The 24,785-nt window shown below is 70.8% G+C and carries 18 protein-coding genes; 3 read left to right on the forward strand and 15 right to left on the reverse strand.

The genetic code is table 11. The features are described from left to right. Positions 1-112: 112 nt before the first annotated feature. The gene (locus QQM72_RS32820; protein ID WP_314224468.1) at positions 113-976 is read right to left on the reverse strand and encodes an ABC transporter permease; all 864 of its coding nucleotides are present in this window, start codon (positions 974-976) and stop codon (positions 113-115) included. Further along, positions 966-1,781 (reverse strand): ABC transporter ATP-binding protein, encoded by an 816-nt coding sequence (locus QQM72_RS32825; RefSeq protein ID WP_314224469.1) that lies wholly within the window; start codon positions 1,779-1,781, stop codon positions 966-968. Before QQM72_RS32825 ends, QQM72_RS32820 begins: the two co-directional genes overlap by 11 nt. Before the next feature lie 161 nt (positions 1,782-1,942). On the opposite strand from QQM72_RS32825, the gene QQM72_RS32830 reads away from it, so the two are divergent. Beyond that, positions 1,943-2,635: a response regulator gene (locus tag QQM72_RS32830; protein ID WP_020125101.1), complete on the forward strand. Its 693-nt coding sequence runs from the start codon at positions 1,943-1,945 to the stop codon at positions 2,633-2,635. A 46-nt stretch (positions 2,636-2,681) separates the two neighbouring features. Here QQM72_RS32830 and QQM72_RS32835 read toward each other — a convergent pair whose 3' ends face one another. The 6 genes from QQM72_RS32835 to QQM72_RS32860 form a co-directional block, all read right to left on the reverse strand. Then, positions 2,682-4,274, reverse strand: a complete 1,593-nt coding sequence (locus QQM72_RS32835; protein ID WP_314224470.1) for a solute symporter family protein — start codon at positions 4,272-4,274, stop codon at positions 2,682-2,684. Further along, the gene (locus tag QQM72_RS32840; protein WP_399079510.1) at positions 4,271-4,846 is read right to left on the reverse strand and encodes a DUF485 domain-containing protein; all 576 of its coding nucleotides are present in this window, start codon (positions 4,844-4,846) and stop codon (positions 4,271-4,273) included. Before QQM72_RS32840 ends, QQM72_RS32835 begins: the two co-directional genes overlap by 4 nt. 80 nt (positions 4,847-4,926) lie before the next feature. Next, the gene (locus tag QQM72_RS32845; RefSeq protein ID WP_314224471.1) at positions 4,927-5,610 is read right to left on the reverse strand and encodes a response regulator transcription factor; all 684 of its coding nucleotides are present in this window, start codon (positions 5,608-5,610) and stop codon (positions 4,927-4,929) included. Further along, positions 5,607-6,758 carry a sensor histidine kinase gene (locus QQM72_RS32850; protein ID WP_314224472.1) on the reverse strand — a complete coding sequence of 384 codons (1,152 nt, stop codon included), beginning with the start codon at positions 6,756-6,758 and terminating at the stop codon, positions 5,607-5,609. The genes QQM72_RS32845 and QQM72_RS32850 overlap by 4 nt, the downstream gene beginning before the upstream one ends. Continuing rightward, on the reverse strand, positions 6,755-7,279 hold the full coding sequence (locus QQM72_RS32855) for a DUF1453 domain-containing protein (protein ID WP_314224473.1): 525 nt from the start codon (positions 7,277-7,279) through the stop codon (positions 6,755-6,757). The genes QQM72_RS32850 and QQM72_RS32855 overlap by 4 nt, the downstream gene beginning before the upstream one ends. 237 nt (positions 7,280-7,516) lie before the next feature. Next, a complete protein-coding gene (locus tag QQM72_RS32860) occupies positions 7,517-9,637 on the reverse strand; it encodes a DNA gyrase/topoisomerase IV subunit B (protein WP_314224474.1) in 2,121 nt (706 codons plus the stop codon). A gap of 444 nt (positions 9,638-10,081) precedes the next feature. Between QQM72_RS32860 and QQM72_RS32865 the strand changes: the two genes are divergently transcribed. After that, positions 10,082-10,312: a DUF7455 domain-containing protein gene (locus QQM72_RS32865; protein ID WP_020125094.1), complete on the forward strand. Its 231-nt coding sequence runs from the start codon at positions 10,082-10,084 to the stop codon at positions 10,310-10,312. Positions 10,313-10,432: 120 nt separating this feature from the next. Here QQM72_RS32865 and QQM72_RS32870 read toward each other — a convergent pair whose 3' ends face one another. The 7 genes from QQM72_RS32870 to QQM72_RS32900 form a co-directional block, all read right to left on the reverse strand. Next, the gene (locus QQM72_RS32870; RefSeq protein WP_314224475.1) at positions 10,433-11,299 is read right to left on the reverse strand and encodes a serine protease; all 867 of its coding nucleotides are present in this window, start codon (positions 11,297-11,299) and stop codon (positions 10,433-10,435) included. A gap of 135 nt (positions 11,300-11,434) precedes the next feature. Next, complete coding sequence (locus QQM72_RS32875) at positions 11,435-12,973, reverse strand: RNA polymerase sigma factor (protein ID WP_314224476.1); 1,539 nt, start codon at positions 12,971-12,973, stop codon at positions 11,435-11,437. Positions 12,974-13,398: 425 nt separating this feature from the next. Further along, complete coding sequence (locus QQM72_RS32880; protein ID WP_314224477.1) at positions 13,399-14,286, reverse strand: FadR/GntR family transcriptional regulator; 888 nt, start codon at positions 14,284-14,286, stop codon at positions 13,399-13,401. A gap of 162 nt (positions 14,287-14,448) precedes the next feature. After that, entirely contained in the window at positions 14,449-16,698 is a 2,250-nt protein-coding gene (locus QQM72_RS32885; protein ID WP_314224478.1) for an ABC transporter ATP-binding protein, read from the reverse strand. A gap of 130 nt (positions 16,699-16,828) precedes the next feature. After that, on the reverse strand, positions 16,829-17,587 hold the full coding sequence (locus QQM72_RS32890) for an NUDIX hydrolase (protein WP_314224479.1): 759 nt from the start codon (positions 17,585-17,587) through the stop codon (positions 16,829-16,831). Between the two features lie 130 nt (positions 17,588-17,717). Then, positions 17,718-19,637, reverse strand: coding sequence for a glycogen debranching N-terminal domain-containing protein (locus QQM72_RS32895; RefSeq protein ID WP_314224480.1), 1,920 nt, complete (start codon positions 19,635-19,637; stop codon positions 17,718-17,720). 700 nt (positions 19,638-20,337) lie between these two features. Beyond that, positions 20,338-22,206, reverse strand: a complete 1,869-nt coding sequence (locus tag QQM72_RS32900) for a DUF4192 domain-containing protein (protein WP_314224481.1) — start codon at positions 22,204-22,206, stop codon at positions 20,338-20,340. Positions 22,207-22,373: 167 nt separating this feature from the next. Between QQM72_RS32900 and QQM72_RS32905 the strand changes: the two genes are divergently transcribed. Beyond that, complete coding sequence (locus QQM72_RS32905) at positions 22,374-24,539, forward strand: RecQ family ATP-dependent DNA helicase (RefSeq protein WP_314224482.1); 2,166 nt, start codon at positions 22,374-22,376, stop codon at positions 24,537-24,539. Positions 24,540-24,785: the final 246 nt, after the last annotated feature.

Below are 24,785 nucleotides of genomic sequence, written 5' to 3' on the forward strand. Positions count from 1 at the left end.
GAGAGGGCGATGCGGGGATGGGGCGGCAGTGAGGGGGCGGGGATCTGCCCCGAGGAAGGTCCGGAGGACCCTTTCGCGGGAACGAATCCTCGTTGGATCGTCGAACGAAGAGTCAGCTGTCGGAGCCCGACGGCTTCCACCGGAAGATGCGGCGCTCGGCGAAGGTCAGCAGCCCCTCCGCGACGAGCGCGACGACGGCGAGGATGACCATCGCGGCGTACACACCCGCCGCGTTGAACGTGCCCTGCGACTGCGCGACGAGCAGTCCGATCCCCTTGGTCGCGCCGATGTACTCACCGACGATGGCACCGATCAGAGCGAATCCGAAGCTCACGTGGAGGCTGGTGAAGATCCAGGAGGTGGCGGACGGGACGACGACCTGGAGGGTCACCCTGCGGTCGCTCGCGCCGAGGATGCGGGCGTTGGCGACGAGGTTGCGGTCCACCTCGCGGGCGCCCTGGAAGGCGTTGAAGAAGACCGGGAAGAACACCAGGACGACGGCCGAGGCGACCTTGGAGGCGGGGCCGAGGCCGAACCAGATCACGAAGATCGGGGCCAGCACGATCCTCGGTATGGAGTTGAGCACCTTGATGTACGGACCAAGGATGTCGGCGAGGAAGGTGATCCGCCCCAGTGCGATACCGCACACGACACCGGCGACCACACCGATGATCCAGCCGAGCAGGGCTTCGTAGAGCGTGTACCAGATCTGCTCGCCCAGAGAACCGAGCGCGGTCCCGTGCGTCACCCAGGTCCAGATCTGGTCCCAGATCCTGGACGGCATCGAGAAGTTGAAGGGATCGATGACCTCGGCCCGGGAGAGCGCCTCCCACAGCGCGAGCACGGCCACCAGGAGCAGGACGCGCGCCGCCGTCACCACGGCCTTGCGTCTGCGAGCGGCACGCGCGCGTGAGCGGGCCCGGTCCGGCACCTTGGCCGTGTCGACGAGCGGTGTGCTGAGAACCTCAGGCGACATGGGCGGCACCTCTCTCGCGGGTGATGCGGACCTCTTCGCCGAGGGACTCCCAGATCTCGCGGTAGATCTCGATGAACCGCGGCTCCAGACGCACCGACTCGACCTTGCGCGGCCTCGGCAGGTCGATGTCGAAGACCTGTTTCACGGTGGCGGGGCCGGCGGTCATCACGACGACCTTGTCGGCCAGCGCGATGGACTCCTCCAGGTCGTGGGTGACGAAGACGACGGACGCGCCCGTGCCCTCCCACAGCTCCAGGAGCTCGTCCGACATCAGTGCCCTGGTCTGCACGTCGAGCGCCGAGAAGGGCTCGTCCATGAGGAGGATCTCGGGGTCGTTCACGAAGGTCGCGGCGAGGGCCACGCGCTTGCGCTGACCGCCGGAGAGCTGATGCGGGTAGCGGTCCTCGAAGGCGGTGAGCCCGACCCGGGCGAGCCACTCGCGCGCTCTCCGCTTCGCCTCCGCCTTGGGCACACCGCGAAAGCGGGGCCCGGCCATGACGTTGGACAGGACCGTACGCCAGGGAAAGGTGGCGTCCTGCTGGAAGACGAAACCGACCTTGTCACCGACGCCACGCACGGGCTGCCCGGCGACCATGACCTCGCCCTGGGTGGGCTCTTCCAGGCCGCTGACCAGGGTCAGCGTGGTCGACTTGCCGCAACCGGTCGGGCCGACGACGGCCACGAACTCGCCACGGCCGACCGTGAGGTCGAGTTCCCGCACGGCGGTGTGCGGAGCCCCCGACGGGGTCCTGAAGACCTTGCTCGCGCCCCGCAGCTCGATGGCGGGGCTGGTGTGTGCGCTCATGGCCGGGGACGGTAGAGGCGACCCGGGAAGCGGCATCAGCCTTCTGGGCGCATGCGCTTCTTTTGCCTGCAGTAGCCTGTTGTGCTCGTTTTGCTCGCGCTAGAACAGCGAAGCCGAAACACGGGCTCAACGCCCGCCTGGCCTTGACGGAGAGAGGCCCGATGATTGACGTCCTGGTGGTGGACGACGACTTCCGTGTCGCCGAGATCAACGCCAAGTACGTGGGAAAGGTTCCCGGCTTCCGGGTGGCCGCCCGCGCGCACAGTGCCGCCCAGGCGCTGGGAACCATCGAGCGTGGAACCATCGACCTGGTGCTGCTCGACCACTACCTGCCCGACCAGACCGGCCTCCAGCTCATCCACCGCATGCGTGAGCAGGGCCACGGCACCGACGTCATCATGATCACGGCGGCCGGTGACGTCACGACGGTCCAGACCGCGATGCGCCTCGGGGCCCTGCACTATCTGGTCAAACCGTTCACCTTCGCCGCCCTGCGCACCCGCCTCGACTCGTACGCCGCCCTGCGCCGCACGGTGGACCGGGTCGGCGGGCACGGGATCGCCGGCCAGGAGCAGGTCGACCGGATCTTCGGCGCCCTGCGCACCGGACCGGCGCCGTCCTCGCCCGGCCTGCCGAGCGGCCACTCGGAACCGACCACGGACCTGATCTGCGACGTTCTGCACCGCGCGAACCACCCTCTGTCGGCCCACGAGGTCGCCGCCGAGACCGGCCTGAGCCGCTCGACCGCCCAGCGCTACCTGCGCCACCTGGAACAGGCGGGACGCCTGCACCTCTCCCTCAAGTACGGCGACACGGGCCGCCCGGAGCACCGCTACGCCTGGGTGGCGCCGTAGCCGCGCGCAGGCACCCCGATGCGGTACGGCGGTGCGGCGTAGCCCGTTACGCGGCTCCCGCCCCGGTCAGTGACCGCACCTCGGTCTCCGCGTGCTTGGCCTCGTCCGCGACCTCGGCCGAGGTGACCGTGCCGAGCCAGCCCGCCAGGAAGCCCAGTGGAATCGAGACCAGGCCGGGGTTCTGCAGCGGGAAGTACTGGAAGTCCACGGTCGGGAAGAGCGACTCGGGGCTGCCGGAGACCACCGGGGACAGCACGACGAGCGCCAGGGCCGGAACCAGTCCGCCGTACACCGCCCACACGGCTCCCCGCGTGGTGAAACCCCGCCAGAACAGCGAGTACATCAGGACCGGCAGGTTCGCGGACGCCGCGACGGCGAAGGCCAGCCCGACCAGGAAGGCGACGTTGAGATCGCGGGCCAGCAGGCCGAGTGCGATCGCGACCACGCCGACGCCCACGGCGGCTACCCGCGCCACCGCGACCTCGCTGCGGGGTTTGGCCTGCCGGCGGCGCAGGGAGGCGTACAGGTCGTGCGCCACCGATGCCGAGGAGGCGAGCGTGATCCCGGCGACGACGGCGAGGATCGTGGCGAAGGCGATGGCCCCCACGACCGCGAACAGCACCGCTCCGCCGGTGGAGTCGGCGCCGCCGCCCAGGTCGAGTGCCAGCAGCGGAACCGCCGTGTTCCCTGCCGCGTTCGAGCCGCGCACCGCCTCCGGGCCGACGATCGCCGCCGCACCGAAGCCGAGGACGATCGTCATCAGGTAGAAGCCGCCGATCAGCCCGATCGCCCAGACGACGGAGCGACGGGCGGCCTGCGCGGTCGGCACGGTGTAGAAGCGGGACAGGATGTGCGGTAGTCCCGCCGTGCCCAGCACCAGCGCGAGCCCCAGGCTCATGAAGTCGAAACGCGCGGTCCAGTCCCCGCCGTACTTCAGCCCGGGTACCAGGAACGCGTCACCGTGCCCACTGCGCGCGGCAGCCGTGCGCAGCAACTGGTCGAAGTCACCGTGGAAACGCACCAGGACGAGGACGGTGAGCGCGACCGTGCCGGCCAGCAACAGCACCGCCTTGACGATCTGGATCCATGTGGTCGCCCGCATCCCTCCCAACGACACATAGATCACCATGAGCGCACCCACCCCGATGACGGCCCAGTACTGGGCCGCCTCGCCGGTGTTCCCGAGGAGCAGCGCGACCAGGCTGCCGGCGCCCACCATCTGGGCCACCAGGTAGAGCACGGACACGGTGACCGAGGCGGTTCCCGCCGCGATCCGCACCGGCCTCTCGCTCATCCGCGCGGCGACCACGTCGGCGAGCGTGAACCGCCCGCAGTTGCGCACCAGTTCGGCGACGAGGAACAGCACCACCAGCCAGGCCACGAGGAAGCCGACCCCGTACAGCAGCCCGTCGTACCCGAACAGCGCGATGAGCCCGGCGACCCCGAGGAAGGAGGCGGCGGACATGTAGTCGCCCGCGATGGCGAATCCGTTCTCCATCGGCGAGAAGAGACGCCCGCCGACGTAGAACTCCTCCTCCGAGCCATGGCGGTTGCGGCTGACCCAGGTCGTGATCCCCAACGTGACCGCGACGAAGGCGCTGAACAGCAACAACGCCAGCGCCTGATGGTTGCCGGTCACGACGCACCGCCCTTTGCTCCCCGGGTCAGTTCCTGTGTGTCCCAGCGCAGTTCGAGCGCGGCACGGTCCCGGCGCAGCCGCGCGTGCCGGGCGTAGGCCCAGGTGAGCAGGAACGTGCTGAGGAACTGCCCCAGCCCGGCGAGCAGTGCCACGTTCACCGCGCCCGCCACCGGCCGCGCCATGAGTCCGGGCGCGGTCGTCGCGGTGACCACGTACGCCACGTACCAGACGAAGAACCCGGCGGCGGCGGGCACCACGAACCGCCGGTACCGGCTGCGCACCTCCTGGAAGGCCGCGCTGTGCTGCACCTCGAGGTAGATCTGAGCCGCCGCGGCGGTTCCGGTCGCCCGCCGACGTGCCGCCGGAACCTCGGGTCCTGGCGTGCCCATGATGGCCGACTCGCCCCAGCCCGAGGCGAGCGCGTCGTACCACGGGTCCTCGTAGCGCACTTCGCCTGGCACCTCGGCGTACGCCTGGCCCTGGCCTTGATGGTGCTCGTACGTGTGTGGTGTGGGGGGACCGCTATCGGGACCGTCCCCGTCGGCGCGGGCACGACCGTTGCTTGACTGCATGCCCAAGGATGGACAGAACGGGAAGATCCCCGACTATTGTTCCCCGAACACTTCACCCCATCAGGTGACCAACGCGCCGTTCACCCCGCAGGCGGCCGGACCAGCCCCTTCCCGTACGCGTAACGCACCGCCTGGGCCCGGTCCTTGAGTCCCGTCTTGGAGAACATGTTGTTGATGTGTGTCTTCACCGTCGCGGTGGACACGCTCAGCCTGCGTGCGATCTCCTGGTTGCTGAGCCCCTCGGCGATCAGGACCAGCACCTCCGCCTCGCGTGTCGTGAGCCCGTCGGGGACGACAGCGGGCGCGGCCGGTTCCGGTTCGGGGGCCGACAGGCGCTCCAGCAGCCTCCGCTGGACACTGGGCGACAGCCCCGCGTCCCCGGACAGCACACTGTGCACGGCCCGTACGATCTCGTCCCCACCCGCGTCCTTGGTGAGGTACCCGCGTGCGCCCGCCTTCAGCGCCGGGAAGAGGGATTCGTCGTCCGCGTAGGTCGTGAGGACCACGACCTGTGTCCCGGGATACTCGGCCCGGATGCGCCGGGTCGCCTCGACCCCGTCACAGCGAGGCATGCGCAGGTCCATCAGCACCACGTCGGGGGCGAGTTCGGCGACCAGCCGCACGGCCTCTTCCCCATCCCCTGCGGCACCGACGACCTCGACTCCCGGCAGCAGCCCGAGCAGCATCACGATGCCTTCCCGGACGACCGTCTGGTCGTCCGCGACCACCACCCTGGCGGGCTCCCTCGCCGCCGCCTCCGTCATACCGGCACCTTCAGCGTCACCACGAACCCTTCCTCGTCCGGCCCGGCAGCGAGCGAACCACCCAGCAGTTCGGCGCGCTCCCGCATACCCAGCAGACCGTACCCGCCGCCGGCCTCGGCGAGTTCGCCCGGCGAGCCACCCGAGTCCCGCACGTCCAGGGTCACTTCCTGCCGGCCGTACTCCAGCCGGACACGGACCTTGGCGCCCGGTGCGTGTTTGTGAACGTTCGTCAAGGCCTCCTGAGCGGCCCGGCGCACGGCCTGCGACGCCTCGACCGGCAGCGGTCTGCGTTCACCGCCCACGGTGACCTCGGCGCCGTCGGACGTGCGGACGAGATCCGTCAGGAAGTCCTCCAGCGGCGTCAGTTCACCGCGCAAGGCGGAGAGCGACTGTCTGGTCTCCTCGAGCCCGTCGCGGGCCATTCCCCGTGCCGCCACCACTCGGTCGAGAATCTGGTCGCGGTCCGCTCCCCGCTCGATGAGCAGCCGGGCCGCCTCCAGGTGCACGAGCTGCGCCGAGAGACTGTGGGCCAGGACGTCGTGGATCTCCCGGGCGATGCGGGCCCGCTCCGCGAGTGCGGCCGACTCGGCCTCGGCCGCGCGCGCGGCCCGCTCCTGGGTGAGCAGTCGCTGTGTGGTGCCTCTGGCTTCGGCGTCCAGACGCAGTGCGTATCCGGCGAGGGCCATGCCCGCTATGGCGGTGGCCGTGGTCACCCCCGAGACGCCGTTGACCACGGCGAAGGCGGCGAACCCGGCCGAAGCCGCCGGCAGCGCCGCGCCCAGAGGCAGTCGCTCGAGTGCCGCGATGGCGCATCCGCACCACAGGACCGCGGCCGGGGAGTGGAAGTCCGCGGCCTCGGCGCCGGCCGCCAGCCCCAGCAGCAGCATGAGAACGGCCAAGGACGGCCACAGCCGATGCTCGAGCGTGGTCCGGAACAAGGCCCACGCCAGGCCACCGGCCACAAGAACGCCCCCGACGCCGGCGACCGCGATCCACCCCTGGATGCGGCTGTCGTGGAGGGCGCTCCACACCAGGGCGCCCACGACCAGCAGCCTCACGGCCCAGGCCAGCAGCCTCCTGGGGCGCGATACCCCTCTGGGGCCCAGCGCCTCCCGTGAGGGCCAGCGTGTCCAGACGTTCTCCGTCACACGCGCTCCTTCCACGAGGACCGGGGCACGGGGTCACCGTACGCCGCGGCGTACACCGGAGCCTGGTCCGAAGACCGCACGCGCCAGGTCAGGATCCCGGAACGGACCAGCAGAGTGGCCGCGAGTCCCAGCATCAGGGCCGCGCTGTCCTGGTGGATGCCCAGCAGTGCGCCCACCCCGAAGAGACCCACCCGCAGACCGATGCCGGCTCCCCACACGGCCACGCTCGCTCTGGTGCTCTTGCTCCACACGGCGCCGTCCGGCTCCACCCAGATACGAGTGGTCCATGCCCAGGCGGCTCCCATGGCCAGGGCGACGATCAGTTCGGCGCCGAGCACCAGGGCCGATTCGGTGTGGTGACGGGTGCCGAGCAGATCGGGTTCGCGCAGCGCTATGACGGCCACGATTCCCGGCAGGAGCCACCATCGCCGGTCCGTGTCGATGCGGCTTGCGCGGAACTGCCGCACGATCACGAGTGCGGCCACCGCCACGATCACCAGCGCGTTGACGAGCCCGGACATCGCAGCCTCCGTGAGCGGGAAGGGGAGGCCGGCAGCGAGCGCTGCCGACGCCTTCGACGCTACGGAAACGGGCCGGTCCACAGATCGGAGCGGGGGTGGATCATGGGTGGATCTCGGGAAGCCCGGGTTCTCCACCCATGGGTGGAGAACCCCCAGCCGGACCTGCCCGGCGACCGGCCGGACCTGTACGAGATCCGGCCGGATCCACCTGGGGCCCGGCCGGACCGAACACGGCGTCTACGCGTCGATACGGGACCGGTCCAGCGTCGCCGCCGAGCTGGAGATGAACTCCTTGCGCGGTGCCACGTCATTGCCCATGAGCAGATCGAACACCTGCTCGGCCGCCTCCAGGTCGGAGAGATTGATGCGGCGCAGGGTGCGGTAACGCGGGTCCATCGTCGTCTCGGCCAGCTGGTCGGCGTCCATCTCACCGAGACCCTTGTAGCGCTGGATGGAGTCCTTGTACCGGACGTTCTTGCTCTGGAACTCCATCAGCTTGTCGCGCAGCTCACGGTCCGAGTACGTGTACACGTACTTGTCCTGGCCCTTCTTGGGCTGGATGAGCTCGATGCGATGCAGCGGCGGGACCGCGGCGAAGACCCGCCCGGCCTCGACCATGGGCCGCATGTAGCGGTGGAACAGCGTCAGGAGCAGCGTCCGGATGTGGGAACCGTCCACATCGGCGTCGGTCATCATGATGATCTTGCCGTAGCGGGCCGCGTCGATGTCGAAGGTGCGCCCGGAGCCCGCTCCTATGACCTGGATGATCGCGCCGCACTCGGCGTTCTTGAGCATGTCGGTGACGGACGACTTCTGGACGTTGAGGATCTTGCCCCGGATCGGCAGCAGTGCCTGGAACTCGGAGTTCCGGGCGAGCTTGGCCGTACCGAGCGCGGAGTCCCCCTCGACGATGAACAGCTCGCTGCGCTCGACGTCGTCGCTGCGGCAGTCGGCGAGCTTGGCGGGCAGGGACGATGACTCCAGAGCCGTCTTGCGACGTTGCGCGTCCTTGTGCTGCCGGGCCGCGATACGCGTGCGTGCGGCGGCGACCGCCTTCTCCATGACGACCCGCGCCTGAGCTGCGGCATCGCGCTTGGCGGAGGTCAGGAACGCTTTGAGCTCCCTGGCGATCACGGTGTTCACGATGCGCCGGGCCGCCGAGGTCCCGAGGACCTCCTTGGTCTGGCCCTCGAACTGGGGCTCGGCGAGACGCACCGTGACGACGGCGGTCAGGCCCTCCAGAGCGTCGTCCTTCACGATGTCGTCCTCGGCCACGCGCAGCAGCTTCTTGGCGCGCAGCACCTCGTTCATCGTCTTGGCGACCGCCTGCTCGAAGCCCGCGACGTGAGTGCCGCCCTTGGGCGTGGCGATGATGTTGACGAACGACTTGAGGTTCACGTCGTAGCCCGTGCCCCAGCGCAGCGCCACGTCGACGCCGAGCTCACGGGTGACCTCCGTCGGAGTCATCTGGCCGTGCTCGTCCAGGACCGGGACGGTCTCCTTGAAGGTGCCCTGTCCGGTGAAGCGGAGGACATCGCAGACGGGCTTGTCGGTGGCCAGGTACTCGCAGAACTCACTGATGCCACCGTCGAAGCGGAAGGACTCCTCGCCCTTGCTGCCGCCCTCGCCGAGCCCGTACTCGTCGCGGACGACGATGGTCAGGCCGGGCACCAGGAAGGCGGTCTGGCGGGCGCGCTGATGGAGGTTCTCGAGGGAGAGCTTGGCGTCCTTGAGGAAGATCTGACGGTCGGCCCAGTAGCGCACGCGCGTGCCGGTCCGGTTCTTGGCGACCCTCTTGATCTTCCGAAGGCCGCCCGTCTCGAACTTGGAGTCGGGGCCGTCCGCGGCGAAGGCGCCCGGAACACCGCGCCGGAAGCTGATCGCGTGCGTGTGGCCGCCGCGGTCCACCTCGACGTCGAGGCGGGCGGACAGGGCGTTGACCACGGAGGCGCCGACACCGTGAAGACCGCCGGAGGCCGCGTAGGAGCCGCCGCCGAACTTGCCGCCGGCGTGCAGCTTGGTCATGACGACCTCGACGCCGGACAGGCCCGTCTTGGGCTCGACGTCGACCGGGATGCCACGGCCGTTGTCACGGACCTCGACCGAGGCGTCGTCGTGGAGGATCACCTCGATGTGGTCGCAATAGCCGCCAAGGGCCTCGTCGACGGAGTTGTCGATGATTTCCCACAGGCAGTGCATCAGACCACGGCTGTCGGTCGAGCCGATGTACATACCCGGGCGCTTCCGCACGGCCTCGAGTCCCTCGAGGACGAGCAGGTGCCGCGCGGTGTAGTTGGAACCGTCCCGGTCTGCTCCTGCCAGCAGCGCTGTGGACGGCACGGACGTTTCGGCGGTCACGCGGTTCGCTCCTCGCTGAATTTCACTTGAGGCCCTTCTGGGCAAGGGCGCGGCTTGGGTTGCCGCCAAGAGGGTACCGAGGCCTGGTAGAGCCGTTGTAACGCCACCCTCGTGTGGAACTGAGACTAGTCCAGCTTCGCATACGTGTTCGATCCCTCGATTGAGTGAAGTACATATCACGTTCCCTTCGGGGCATGAACCATTTAGGCTCCGGGCACGTCCTCATGAACAACCGGCAACCCAGCCGGGAGGATCGAACCATGACCGACAGCGCGAAACCGTAAGCACTACAGACCACGCAATACGGCACATTCGCCGCCAAACCGGCAGCAGACGGCCACCTCGGAAAGATTTTTTCGAGGACAAGCCACGAGCGGGAACGTTTTGGGGCTGGTTGGATGTTGACCCTGGTACGACAGCTCGTCGAGCTAGAGAAGAGGCGACGTGACTACTGTTCTGACCCCCGCGAGCCCGCTGACGGCCGCGGACCGCTGCGACCGCTGCGGCGCCCAGGCGTACGTACGCGTCGTGCTGCTCAGCGGCGGAGAACTGCTCTTCTGCGCCCACCACGGCCGCAAGTTCGAGCCGGAACTCAAGAAGATCGCCGCTGAGATACAGGACGAGACAGAGCGGCTGACGACCGTTCCGGCCTCTACCCCGGAAGAAGAGCGCTGATCTGCGCGTCCACGACGAGCCATGACCGGCACAGGCCGGTATACGGGCGGCCGCCCCTGCTTCAGGGGCGGCCGCCCGCTCTCGTGACCCGCAGATCAACCACGAGGGGGCGGGGCTTGCTCAGGCGCCCCCAGGAAGCCTCGTGGGGTCCCCGAGCGCCCGCGACCAGCCGAGCGTCTTCACGGCGTCGGACACACGCGTGTAGACACCGGGATTTCCCGGCCGCCCACAGCCGCTGCCCCACGACACGAGCCCGATGAGTCGGCCCTGTGCGACCAGCGGCCCGCCGCTGTCCCCCTGGCAGGCATCGCGACCACCGCGCTCCTCGCCGGCGCACACCATGCTCCGCGCGTCGTAGGTGCCGTCGGAGGTTCCCGGGTAGGCCCGCTCGCAGGACGCGTCGGACAGCACATGCACACGAGCCGCTCGCAGACTGTGGGCGTACGCACCGAACCCGGTGCTGTCGCCCCAGCCGTAGACCACGGCCTCCGTGCCGGCGTCGTACGCCGGATCACCCTCGGCGGCCATGGGGATGACCGCCGCCGCCGGAAGCGGCTGGGCAAGGGTGAGTACGGCGAAGTCGCCGGCGTTGCTGACACCGTCGTAGCCCGGATTCACCCAGACGCTACGCACGGAGACCTCCTGTCCGGTGTCCCTGTGCAGGTCCGTACGGCCCGCGACGACCTTCAGGTCGGCCAGCTGCCCAGGCGGTGCCCCCAGGACGTCCTCGCCCATGCAGTGGGCCGCAGTGAGCACGGTGGAGGGGCCGACCGCCACGCCTCCGCAGAACTGCCCGGAGCGCATACCTCCGAACCGGTCACGACTGGACAGCGCGACCGTCCACGGGCTCTGGGAGACATCGACCGGGAAGCCGCCCACGACAACACCGTCGGAGGCCGCCGGGGCGGCGGAGCCCAAGGGTATGGCCACCGCCGCGGCCGCCAGGATCAACGGCCGGGACAAGGCCCGGACAAGGGGACGACGCATGCGTGCTCCTCACTCTGAAGTGACTGATGGACACCCAGAGTGATCCAGCACGCGGCAGCCCGCACCCCCGCGCCGAAGCCGAAGGCCCGGCCCCCTCGACGGGAGACCGGGCCTTCGGCTTCGTACGGCTACGACCTAGTCGAGGTAGTCGCGCAGCACCTGCGAACGGGACGGGTGGCGCAGCTTGGACATGGTCTTGGACTCGATCTGGCGGATGCGCTCGCGCGTCACGCCGTACACCTTGCCGATCTCGTCGAGGGTCTTCGGCTGACCGTCGGTGAGACCGAACCGCATGGAGACGACGCCCGCCTCGCGCTCGGACAGGGTGTCGAGGACGGAGTGCAGCTGCTCCTGGAGGAGCGTGAAGCTGACCGCGTCGGCCGGGACCACGGCCTCGGAGTCCTCGATGAGGTCACCGAACTCGCTGTCACCGTCCTCACCCAGCGGGGTGTGCAGCGAGATGGGCTCACGGCCGTACTTCTGGACCTCGATGACCTTCTCCGGAGTCATGTCGAGTTCCTTGGCCAGCTCCTCCGGGGTGGGCTCGCGGCCCAGGTCCTGGAGCATCTGGCGCTGCACGCGCGCGAGCTTGTTGATGACCTCGACCATGTGCACCGGGATACGGATGGTGCGGGCCTGGTCGGCCATGGCGCGGGTGATCGCCTGACGGATCCACCAGGTGGCGTACGTGGAGAACTTGTAGCCCTTGGTGTAGTCGAACTTCTCGACCGCGCGGATCAGACCGAGGTTGCCCTCCTGGATGAGATCCAGGAAGAGCATGCCGCGACCGGTGTAACGCTTGGCCAGGGAGACCACCAGACGGAGGTTGGCCTCCAGGAGGTGGTTCTTGGCGCGTCGGCCGTCCTCGGCGATGATCTCCAGCTCGCGCTTGAGCTTCGGGGCGAGCTTGTCGGCGTTGGCCAGCTTGTCCTCGGCGAACAGACCGGCCTCGATGCGCTTGGCGAGCTCGACCTCCTGCTCGGCGTTGAGCAGCGGGACCTTGCCGATCTGCTTGAGGTAGTCCTTCACCGGGTCGGCGGTGGCACCGGCCACGGCGACCTGCTGGGCGGGCGCGTCGTCCTCGTCGTCGTCGGAGAGGACGAAACCCTTGTTCTCGGTCCCCTCCTCTTCCTCTTCGCCGGGCTTGGCGTCCTCGAGGACCTCGTCCTCGGCAACCTCGGCGTCGTCCTTGCCTGCGGTCTTCTTGGCCGCCGTCTTCTTGGCGACGGTCTTCTTCGCGACCGCCTTCTTGGCGGTCGTCTTCTTGGCAGCCGCCTTCTTGGCAGGGGCGGCTTCGTCTGCGGAATCGTCCACAGTGGGAGCGGCCGGGGTGGCCGGGGCGGCCGTGGCGGTGGCCTTCCTCGTGGTCACCGCCTTCGCCGCGACCGTCTTGGTGGCGGTGCGCTTGGCCGGACTCTTCGCTGCGACGCTCTTTCGGGTGCGCTTGGGCTCCGCGGCACTGACCATCAGCGTCACACCCTCTTCCTCGAGGATCTGGTTGAGGCTGCGCAGTACGTTCTTCCACTGAGTGGCCGGAATCTGGTCAGCTTCGAAGGCCCGACGCACATCGTCGCCGGCGATCTGCCCCTCAGCCTTTCCCCGCTCAATGAGCGCCATGACAGAGACGGACTCGGCGATCTCAGGCGGGAGCGTACGGGATGTGCTGGCCGACACGAACAACCTCTCGGAACGTTGGAAAACGGCTTCCGGCCCCGTCCGTGACGGACAGGAGCCGACCACCGGCCTGGGGGTGGGCCGACGGCGCGGGCGGGGGCCGGGAGGATTCACAGCGCCTTGCACGGCGTCCGTATTCCCTCCGCGGCAGTCACCTCTTAGGTCATCGCGTTGTTTCCACAAGCGTTACGCCCAATCTTCGTGGCCCGAGTCACACCCCGTAAGCACTCAAAAACGGTCAGACGCGGGCAGATGAGGTCACCGTCGAGCGTACCCGTACCGCCGGGGGCCTATTCCGCCACATCGACCGTCGGACCCCGCAGGCCCCGTTACGGGTTCTGCGGGGTCCGAGGGAAGTACGGATGGAGCGGCCGAGGACGATGCGGAAGCGGGGAGGTGCCCCGACCGTCCCCCGCGCGGTGGGGTCAGTGTTCGCGCGGCGCCGGCACGACGCGCTCCACCTCGGGATGGACGGTGAGCAGCGCTCGCATGGCCGTCTCGGCGGCGGTGCCGTCGCCCGCAGCCAGGGCGTCGACGATCCGGCCGTGGTGCCCCAGCGACGCGTCGTTGGGCCGGTCACAGCCTGTGACCGGGCCGCCGGAGACCTGGAGGGCGGACGAGACGATCCCGGAAAGGTGTTCCAGCATGCGGTTGCCCGCGACCTGGATGAGCAGCGAGTGGAACTCCGCGTCGGCCCGGGAGTAGGTGAGGGCGTCACCCTGCCCCATGGCGTGCGCCATGATCTCGACCATGTCGGACATTCGCTGCTGGATTTCGGCGCGCCCGTGCCCCGCGGCAAGGCGCGCGGCAAGGGGCTCGATCGTCCAGCGCAGCTCGTTCAGCTCCCGCCGCTGATCATCGCGCTGGGGGCCGAACGCCCGCCACTCGATGATGTCCGGGTCGAGAAGGTTCCAGTCGCTCACAGGACGCACGCGCGTGCCGACATTCGGCCGGGCACTGACCAGGCCTTTGGCCTCGAGGACACGCAGCGACTCGCGGACGACGGTGCGGGACACCTCGAACCGCTGACCGATCTCCTCGGGCACCAGCGGACGGTCGGCACCCAGGTCGCCCGAGACGATCATCTGACCGAGCTGCTGGACGAGCTGGCCGTGCAGTCCGCGTCCGCGGCTGCCCGCGGCACGGCGGCCCACGCGGCCCAGCTCAGGTTCCGCGGACTCCCATACGGGGGCTCCGACGCGTTCGGCCACGGGTGCCTCACCGAAGGGATAGCGGTCGAGTTCGCCCGGGCCGGCCAGACCGGAGTCGGTGGAGCGGGCGGCGGTCATCATGGTGTGCGCAAGGGTACTCACGGATCCTTTGTCGGCGCTGCTCCCAACTCCCTTGAGGTCTTTGGTGAAAAGCACACGAAAGGGTGATCGCTCACCCCGTCGCAATTGACGCCTTATCGGAAAGAAATGGGCTTTCTTCGGGGAGTTGCGCACACGCCGGGATCGGATCGGCCCGGACGATGGTCACCGGACTCTGTTTCGCAGGCTCGTGACCAGGTAGGCGCACAGCAGAGCCGTCAGCGACAACGTCATTGCGCCGCCGACCGGTTGGACGATCACACGTGCCGCGGCGGCCAGATAGCGCTCTCCACCGAAGGGCCACTGCACCAGGAGCAGCTCGCGCACCCGCATCGGGAATCCGGCCGCCGTCCGCACGGACGCGCTCTCCACGGCCTTCTGTACGACGGGCAGGACGACGACGGGCATGGCGACCACCGCCGCCATCCCGGCCGTGGTGGAGCGGAAGACGCCGGCGGCCAGCACACCGGTCCAGGCGCAGCCGACCACGAGGCCGATCCAACTCGCGCTCAGCGAAAGCCAGTCCCCGGGAACCTGTGCGACCTCCCGTCCGTAGACGAGATAGAGCGCTTCGGCGTCGCAGCCCACCGTGACAAACGCCAGCATCAGTGCGGTGAGAGCGGCGACGAGGAGCTTGGCGGTGAGTACCCCCAGCCTTCGGGGCACGGTACCGCGGTCCGCGGCCAGGGCAGGGTGGCGGAATTCGTCTCCGAAGGCCAGCGCACCGAGCAGCCCCGCACCGAGCGCCGCGGGCGGCAGCGGAAGCTCCACGGGCCACGCGGCCAGCAGCCGTGCCTGCGCGGTGTGACCCGCACGGGCCAGGAGCAGGGCGGTGAGGGCGGAGACGATCAGCACGGCGGCGCCGGTGGTGAATCCGGTGCCGACCCCGGTGGCTCGACGGAGTTCGTAGCGGAGCGGACGCAGCGGGCTGGGGGCCGGGCGGACGGAGATGGGAGGCGGCAGGGCGGGCAGGGTGCGGACATCGCGAGACGCGGCGCGGCGGACGGGACGCTGAGCCGAGGACATAACAAACGCGGCCGAGGAACGGGAGGGTGCGGAGCCGGCAGCAGGGGCGGTGCCGTCGGCGGTGTCGGCTTCTCCGGGCCGCCGGAGTTCGTCGACGATCGCGCCTGCGGAGACGGCCGGCGCGCTCGCGGGGTGCCTACCGGGGGCAGCCGGCGACGCCGTCGCGTCCGGGCTGTCCGCGGCTCGGACGACGGCGACGGACGCCGCGATACCGGACGGGGAGCCGCCACCGGAAGCCGTGATGCCGTCACGAGGCGCCGCGGCGACCGGCCGGTACGGCGCTGGGGACGGCAGCGGTTCACCGTCGGGGCCGAACAGCGCGTCCGCGGTGCCCGTGCGCCGGGATTCACTCGCCACCCGCGCGTCTTCCGGGGCCTCCGCGCGTTCCGTGCCCGGCTCGGAGGCGGCGGCGAGGGCCGCCGGTTCTCCGTCCGAAGGCTCCCGGCCTGCTTCCGCCAAAGAGCCCTGCCTTGCTTCGGGGTGCGCCCGCCGCTGGTCCTCCGCCCCTGCTCCCGGCCCCATGTCGCCTGTCTCGTCGGCGAGTTGATGGACCAGGATGTCGTGCCGGAACGCCGTCTCGCCGACCTGGGCACAGCTACTGCCGTACACGGAAAGCCGGTTGCCGTCCTCCTGCACGACCTCGACCGAGCGTTGCGCGGCTCGCGCCTCCCTGGCGAGCAGGGCGGCCAGGCGGGCGGCGTGCGGGCTGCGGACGGCCACCCGGGGGCGCAGCCGGGTGCGGGCGAAGTCGGCGGCTTCCTGGTCGGCGACCACTGCGCCCCGCTCCAGGGTGATGACCCGGTCGGCGGCGCGGGCGGCCTCCTTGGGATCGGTCGTGGTCGTCAGGACGGTGCCGCCCTGGTCCGCGTGGGTGCGCAGCATGCCGTGGAGCCAGCGGTTCTCCCGCCCGGAGAGCCCGGTGGCCGGATCGTCGAGGACGAGGGTGTGCGGGTCCGCGAGAAGAGCGCAGGCCAGGCCCAGCCGCCGGTCCATGCCGCGGGACAGGGTGCCGAGGCGTTCGTCGCGCAGACTGACCAGGCCGACCACCTCGAGCACTTCGTCGGCCCGCCGCACCGGAACCCCGGCGGCCGCGCACAGCATGCGCAGGTGACCCCGGACCGTGCGGGCCGGGTGGCCCGGAACATCGCCGAGGAGCACGCCGACCTCGCGCGAGGGGTGGGCGATGCGGTGCAGCGGACGGCCCCGGAAGTAGGCGAGCCCGCGGCCCTGTTGGAGTTCGAGCATCAGTCTCAGCGCCGTGGTCTTGCCCGCGCCCGGCGCTCCGAGCAGCACGGTGACGCGGCCCGCGTGCGCCTCGAAGGAGACATCGTCGACGGCGGGCGGAAGCGCCTTGCGGGAGTTGCTGGTCAATCCGAAGGCCTGGATCACCTGTAGCAAGATAGCGCGGTATATCCCATTTCTCCGTTCACCGCACGGTGGCACCATGCGTACGTTGCGCAGCCGCGACCGACCGGCTCAAGCCCCTCCCGCGCCTGTGGGCCGAGGCGGTCGGCCTGCGTCACACCTCGGGCCGCAGCATCGGCGGATTGAGCAAGGTGGCGCCGCCCGCTCGGAACAACTGCGCCGGGCGGCCGCCCTGCCGAGTGGTGGTGCCACCGGTGGGCACCAGGAAGCCGGGTGTGCCGGTCACCTTGCGGTGGAAGTTCCGCGGGTCGAGCGCCACGCCCCACACCGCCTCGTAGACCCGGCGGAGCTCGCCGACCGTGAAGTCGGTGGGGCAGAAAGCGGTCGCCAGAGACGAGTACTCGATCTTGGAACGGGCCCGCTCCACGCCGTCCGCGAGGATCTGGGCGTGGTCGAAGGCGAGTGGCGCGACCGGTTCCCCGTCCCGCCCGTAACCGCCGTGCTGAAGCAGTTCCTCGACCGGCGCCCAACGCGCGTTGCTGGCGTCTCCGCCCGCTCGCGGCGCCGGCAGGTCCGGTGCGAGCGCCAGGTGCGCGACGCTGACGACGCGCATCCTGGGGTCGCGCTTGGGGTCGCCGTACGTGGCGAGCTGCTCCAGATGGGCACCGTTGTCGTACGCCGGGGCCGAGGGGTCGTGGGCGCGGAGTCCCGTCTCCTCGGCCAGCTCGCGCGCCGCGGCCTGGGTAAGGTCCTCGTCTGCCCGTACGAAGCCGCCCGGGAGCGCCCACCACCCCTGGAACGGCGCCTCGCCCCTGCGCACCGCCAGCGCGCACAGGGCATGACGGCGCACGGTCAGCACGACCAGGTCCACGGTGACGGCGAAGGGCGGAAAGGCTGACGGGTCGTAGGGCATGCGGCGATCATAGTCGTCTTCCTGACGATAAACACTCCCTTCGTCGGCCGCTTCGATGGCTGATCCACTTCGGTACCGCACGGCGGTCGTCGTCCACCCGAGCCGACGTACGGAGCCGCGTCGTGCGAGGTCACACTCCCAATTGGAGGCCCTCGGCCGCTTCCTCGACCACGGCGAGACCGAGCCGACTGACCCGTACGGAGAAGGGGGCGCCGACGACCCGCAGCCCGGTCACGCAGATCTCCCCCAGGGGCGCGCCGCCCAAGGGTCGCAGCGTGACGGTTCCGGCCGGGGCGTCGGGCCTGACGCCGACCAGGGTGGTCAGCAACAGGACACCGGCCGCCGCCGCGGTGGCTGCGGGACGGCAGGCGGCCGGATGGGGAAGCGGCGCTGTCCCGTCACCGCGTTGCTCCCCGGCGTACATCTCCGGGAGGCGGTGTCCGAAGGCCTCGGCCGCCGTCAGTACGCCTCGCAGCAGCGCGGCGCCCTCCTTCTCGTGGCCTGCGGCGGCCAGACCGGCAACGGCGATCGCCGTCTCGTGGACCCGGACGGCACCGCTGCGGTGGCCGAAGGGGTTGTAGCCGGCCTCCTTCGCGCCGAGGCCACGGAGCCCCCACCCCGAGTCCATGACAGGGCTGCCGAGCAGCCGGGCCAGTTGTTCGGTCTGCACCCGGTCCAGCAGCCCGGGGGCGTGGGCGCCGCCGCCCAGCAACCCGGTGTCGAGCAGGTGGACGGCCGTCGCGCAGAGGTGGGGCAGCGGCCGTCCGTCCGGTGTACGGGCGGCAGCGGGCCGGCCGCCTCCGGGGTCGTCGATCCAGAAGTCCCGCCGGAAGGTGGCGCGCAGCTTCCAGGCCCACTCCCGGAGCCGGTCCCCGCCCGGTCTGCCGCAGGCATCGAGCAGGTCGGCGCCGAGCAGTGCGGCCCGGTGGGCGTGGGCCTGTGTCTCGCAGCGGACGGGCCCACCGGGCTGGGGATCGCTCAGGTAGGGCCGCTCGCCGACCGTGGTACGCAGCCAGGTCAGGCAGCGCTCGGCCGCCGGGAGCAGTTCCTCCGTCTCGTGGTCGGACAGGCCCCATCGGCGGGCCTCCGCGAGGAGCACCGGGAAGAGCAGCGTGGCCTCGGTGCCCGTGCATCCCGGCGGAAGGTGCGCGCCCGCGTCCCGACGGGGGCCGGGGATCATGCCGCACCGTGGCCCCGGAGCCGTGACCTGTGTACGGGCCAGGGTGCGCAGCGTCCCGGCGGCGAGGCGGGTACCGAGAGGCAGTGTCATGCGGGCCGCGGCAAGCGCGTCCGCCGGTGCCAGTCCGCAACGCCACGGCGCCCCGGCCGCGAGGTGGGTGTCCGCCGGATGCGCGGGGTCTCGCACCAACAGGGCCTGAAGATCCGCGACGCTCGTCGCCAAGAGCGCCCGGATGCGTGGATCGTCGCCCGTCGCCTGTGCCGTGGCCAACGGGCTCGTGACCGCCAGCCCCACGGCTCGGACCGGCCCCGCACCGTCCAGGCGGACCCTCAGCTCCACACGGACAGTCCCCCCGGGAGGCACCTCGAAGTCCCAGCGCAGCAGCCCCGCGGAGGCGATCGCGTCGGCCGGGGGCGGGTCGGCCGTGACGCTCGAGGCCCCGGCGGCGCAGGACCACCGCAGGCCGGAATCATGGACGGTGGCGGCCAGTTCGGGCCCCGCGGTGCCGGACGCGATCGCCCCCAGGTCGGCCAGATCGGTGCCGAGCGCCACCTCGACCGGGAGGCGCAGCGGCCGGACGGCGGCACTGTGCAGCATGATCAGTTCCGTGCCGTCCGCGGAACGGGTCCGCTCGACGACGATGTCCGGGTCCGGGCCGCCGTGCGGTGCGACACGGAGCGTGCCGACGAAACGCGCCCGGTCGGCCGAGGTCATCCGGGCCTGGACCGCCAGCGGTTCACGTCCCGCCACGCGCACCTGGCAGCGGGACAGGATGCGACGGCCCGCCCGGTAGTACCCCTCCAGCCCATGTCCCGTCAGTTGCCCCTGATCCGTCGAGATGGCGAGGCCCGGCAGGGCGACGCAGATCATCGCCGTGTGGGCGGGGGGCAGGCCGACCGAGCGAGGCTGGGCCGGCGTCCCGGGCGCAGATCCGGCGGCTCTGGACGAGGGCGGCGGGCGACGCGTTGTGCCGCCCGTCGGGAAGGCGGACATGCCACGGATGCCCGGACCGGTGGACAGACGCGGGCCTCCCGCCGGACCGATGGGTGGAGCGGGTGGTGAGGTGCGCCGGCCCTCGCCGGGAAGTCCGGCCCGTTGCGGACCCGGCCCGTCCGCGAGCGGTGGGTCGGTTCCCGCGCCGGGGACCGGCGTCGAGGTGTCATGGCTGGAGCGTTCGTCGGCGGCTGAGGGCGGAGTCGGCTGATGCATGCGGTGACTTCTTCTGCTCTCTGTGCGCCTCGGGCATGGTCGAGGCCGGGTGGACGGCTCCGGCAGGGCGGGTGCGCTGCGGCGGCACGCCCCGTGCAGGCGTTCCGCCACTCAGGTGAACGGGGTGGGGCTCCCCCAGGTCACGCCCCTGGGCCGCAGGCCCCACCGAATGGCCGCCGGATCGGACAGGCCGGGCCGGCTTCGGAGCCTGGTGAGCCGACTTCGAGGCCACGCCAGGCTGGCTGGGCGGGGTGTCCGACCACGGGCGTTCACCGGTGGGGCAGTCGGTTGACCCGGCCCTGGTCATCGCAGGCCAGCCCGCGCAGCGGCACCGACTTTCACCACAGCGGCCGAACGGGCGTCACCCCTGCCCCGTAGTGTCGTCACTGTCGGACCGCAGGCCTTCCGGGCAGTCCAAGCGGCGCCGTGTGGAGGCCTTCCCCACAGGTCGGGTTCGGGATCCGCCTCGGCTCTGTGCGGCAGGGCGCGCGACATGCGGCCTCGGTGTGCGAACGCGAAGCTCGTGCGCTCCCCGCGCGCGAGGTTGCTGTTCCTGGCCTTCCGTTCCGGCCGCAGCCTGTGCGTGGACCGCGCCGACCCCGGTGGGACGGACACGGCGACCCCTGCGAGCAGCCGCGGGGGCGGGTACCGGCGCAGATTCTGATGCGCACATGGCCGGAGCGTCCGGGAGTGTGCCGGAGGTGCGGCCCTTCACTTCGCCGGGTCGGTCCTCGGGCTCGGCTTCGCCGGAGCCGTCCAGGTCGTCCGCCTCGCTGCAGCGGCCTTCCTCGCCGGAGCGGCTCCCCTGCTCGGGGCAGCTTCCCTCATCGGGGTGATTCTCCGTGTCTGGACACCGGAAGCCGGCGGACACCTCCTCCCTCTCTGTTCCGCGCAGGCCTGCGCGGAACTCCGTCCCGCCCGGGTCCTTCACGCCCTCGGAGTCTTCGGAGCCCACGGCCGCAGCAGGCCCGCCAGGCGTCTTTGCTGCCGTGGGCAGCCCGGGTCCCTCGCGCTCGGCGCGCAGACAGCGCCGTACCGACTCGGGGTCGAGGCCCTCGTTGCAGGCCTGGTGCAGAAGGCGCGCGAACAGATAGTCCGGGTCCGCGCCCAGGGCCATGGCGAGGGCCTCCCTCGCCTCGAGTTCATCGCCGGTGGACCAGGCGACCCAGCCGGCGAGGGTGAGGAGCGCCGCCGCGTGTTCGCCGTACGGTCCGACGCAGCGCCGTGCCAGGGCCCGCCAGAGGCGCAGGGCGGGGGCCGCCTCGTCGCCCTCCATCCACCCCGCCGCCCGGTCACGCGTCACCCGGTCCTGGAGGCCGAGAATCAGAGCGGCGGCTTCGTCGCATCCGAGCAGTTCGTCGTCTCGGCGGTCCGCCAGGAGAGCACCCGGCACGACGGGCACCTCGGCGAGTCGGCGCACGACCCGCCCGGCCAGGTCCAGCGTCTCCTCGGCCACCGCCGCACGACTCGCCTCGTCGAGGATCCTCGGGACGAGCACCATGCCTGCGGTGTCCAGGGCGATCTCCTGCTCCAGTGCCGCACCGGTCTCCAGGGGCAGCAGTCGGGCACGCAACTCGCGCAGGGTGCCCCGGACCTGGATGCCCGCGTAGGTCGCGGCCGCGGCCAGCACAGAGGTGCCGGGCAGGCCCATGGCCACCCCTTCGACCGGGCAGCAGCCCTTGCCGCCGCAGCAGTACGACCAGAAACGGCCGTCGGCGATACAGAGCGCCTCGATCACGGGGACGTCGAGGCGGCCGCACTCGAGACGCAGTCGGTGGGCCAGCGGTTCGAGCCGCTCCATGACCTGACGGCCCGTCTCCCCCTTCACCGGTTCCTGGCAGAGGTAGGCGACCATGCTGGCGGGACGGGTGCCTCGGCGTTCGCTGCCCTTCACGAGTCCTTGCGTCAACTGCTGGGCGACGGCTCCCCAGTCGTCCGGGTTCGCTGGAATGCCGAGCCGGGCACGGCCGCCGAACCGGCCTCGTCCGCCGCGGTCGTGCAGGGCGACCAGGACGATGCTGTCCTCCGGTCGGTACCCGAGCAGGTAGGGCAGGGCGTCGGCCAGCTCCGCCGGAGTCCGCAGGGTGACCTGGTGGTCGGCGGGGCTTGCGCCGTATCCGACGTCTCCCTCGAACACCGTGTGGCCGACACAGGCCGGGTGCTCACGTCCGTCCCGTCCGGTGATGTCGCCGTTTTCGGAGGATCCAGTGCTTTCGCTGTGATTCGTCATGCGCCGACGATCTCGCGGATCACGAAGTTCCGCTTGGCCTGTGGATAAGTCCGATCAGGAGCACGTCAGATACCCGAGCGGAAGGGCCGCGGGACCGTCGGGCAACGCCGTGCCTCCACCCACCCGCCGCTGACCGGATTGTCAGCGCCGTCCTGTTGTATGGGGGCATGGAGCACACGAACAACGCGGATCTCCGAGCCGACGCCGACGCAGTCCTCGCCCGCCTCGTCGGCGGCGCCACGGGCGTGGCCCGGCTGCGCGAGGACCAGTGGCGGGCGATCGAGGCACTGGTCGCGGACCGGCGCCGGGCCCTGGTGGTACAGCGGACGGGGTGGGGCAAGTCCGCCGTCTATTTCGTGGCGACCTCTCTGCTCCGAGCACGGGGTTCCGGCCCCACGGTGATCGTCTCTCCGCTGCTCGCCCTGATGCGCAACCAGGTCGAGGCCGCGGCCCGGGCCGGCATCCACGCACGGACCATCAACTCCTCGAACACCGAGGAGTGGGCCACCGTGCAGGCCGAGATCGCCGCCGGCGAGGTCGACGTCCTGCTCGTCAGCCCGGAGCGGCTCAACAACCCTGATTTCCGTGACGAGGTGCTGCCCGCGCTGGCCGCCGCGACCGGACTGCTCGTGGTCGACGAGGCCCACTGCATCTCCGACTGGGGTCACGACTTCCGCCCGGACTACCGTCGGCTGCGGACCATGCTCACCGATCTCCCGCCGGGCGTACCGGTGCTCGCGACGACCGCGACCGCCAATGCGCGCGTGACTTCCGATGTCGCCGAACAACTCGGCACCGGTGGCACCTCGGACGCCCTGGTGCTGCGCGGCCCGCTGGACCGCGAGAGCCTCAGCCTGAACGTGCTGCGACTGCCCGACGCCGCGCACCGCATGGCGTGGCTCGCCGATCACTTCGACGACCTGCCCGGCTCCGGAATCGTCTACACGCTCACCGTCGCCGCCGCGGAGGAGGTCACCGCCTTCCTCCGCCAGCGCGGCCACATCGTCGCCTCGTACACCGGACGCACGGAGAACGCCGACCGGCAGCAGGCCGAGGAGGACCTGCTGGCCAACAAGGTCAAGGCACTGGTCGCCACCTCCGCGCTCGGCATGGGCTTCGACAAGCCCGACCTCGGATTCGTCGTGCACCTGGGCTCGCCCTCCTCTCCCATCGCGTACTACCAGCAGGTGGGACGCGCCGGTCGCGGTGTGGAGCACGCGGAGGTGCTCCTGCTGCCGGGGAAGGAGGACGAGGCGATCTGGGAGTACTTCGCGTCTCTGGCCTTCCCGTCGGAGGAACTGGTGCGCCGCACCCTGGATGTCCTCGCGCGCGCGGAGCGCCCCGTGTCGCTGCCCGCCCTGGAGCCCTTGGTCGAGCTGCGCCGCTCCCGTCTGGAGACCATGCTCAAGGTCCTCGACGTGGACGGGGCGGTCAAGCGGGTCAAGGGCGGCTGGCTCGCGACCGGGCAGCCGTGGAGGTACGAGACCGAGCGGTACGAGTGGGTCGCCCGGCAGCGCAAGGCCGAGCAGGAGGCGATGCGGCGGTACGCGTCGACGACGGACTGCCGTATGGAGTTCCTGCAGCGCCAGCTCGACGACGAGGGCGCCAAGCCCTGCGGCCGCTGCGACAACTGCGCGGGGGCGCGCTACACCGCCGAGACGTCCACGGCCGCGCTGGACGCCGCGCGAGTGGACCTGGGTCGCGCGGGCGTCGAGGTGGAGCCCCGCCGGATGTGGCCGACCGGCCTCCCGGCGATCGGCGTGGAGCTCAAGGGGCGCATTCCGGCCGGTGAACAGGCTTCGACCGGACGTGCGTTGGGGCGCCTCTCCGACATCGGCTGGGGCAACCGGCTGCGCCCGATGTTCACTGCCCAGGCTTCCGACGAGCCGGTTCCGGACGATGTGGCGAGGGCCGTGGTGGGGGTGCTGACCGACTGGGCGAAGGGTCCCGGCGGTTGGGCCTCCGCGGTGGCCGACGCCTCGCCGCGCCCGGTCGGCGTGGTCACCATCGCCTCCCGCACCCGACCGCGGTTGATCCACTCCCTGGGCGCGCGCATCGCCGAAGTCGGCCGACTGCCGCTCCTGGGCTCGGTGGAGTACACCGCTGACGCCTCGCCGATCTCCCGGAGCAACAGCGCCCAACGTCTCAAGGCGCTCCACGGCATGCTGGAGGTGCCGCCCGCACTCGCCGCCGCGCTCGCCGAGGCCCCAGGGCCCGTTCTGCTCGTGGACGACTACACCGAGACGGGCTGGACCCTCGCGGTCGCGGCCCGGTTGCTCCGTCGCGCCGGCGCGCAAGGGGTGTTGCCTCTGGTACTGGCCGTGCAAGGCTGACCACGGGTTGCGACCGACGAAGCCCGCCCCGAGCGTCCCGGCCGCCTTCCGGTGGCGCCTCGGCGCCGGTGTGCCGGTATGGCTGTCCGCCGAATCCGCTGCTTCGGAAGCACTCACAAGGCGTGAGCTGACGGCTCACGTGTCCTTCCGCGAATCACTGGGTAAGGATATAAGTCACTCATCGTCACATAACGGTCGGTGGCCCCAATTGCTCGTTGCCGCATCCAAGTTCGGCAGGAAGAATTG

Source organism: Streptomyces zaehneri, assembly GCF_032248645.1.
In the GTDB taxonomy this organism is placed as follows: Bacteria; Actinomycetota; Actinomycetes; order Streptomycetales; family Streptomycetaceae; genus Streptomyces; species Streptomyces coriariae.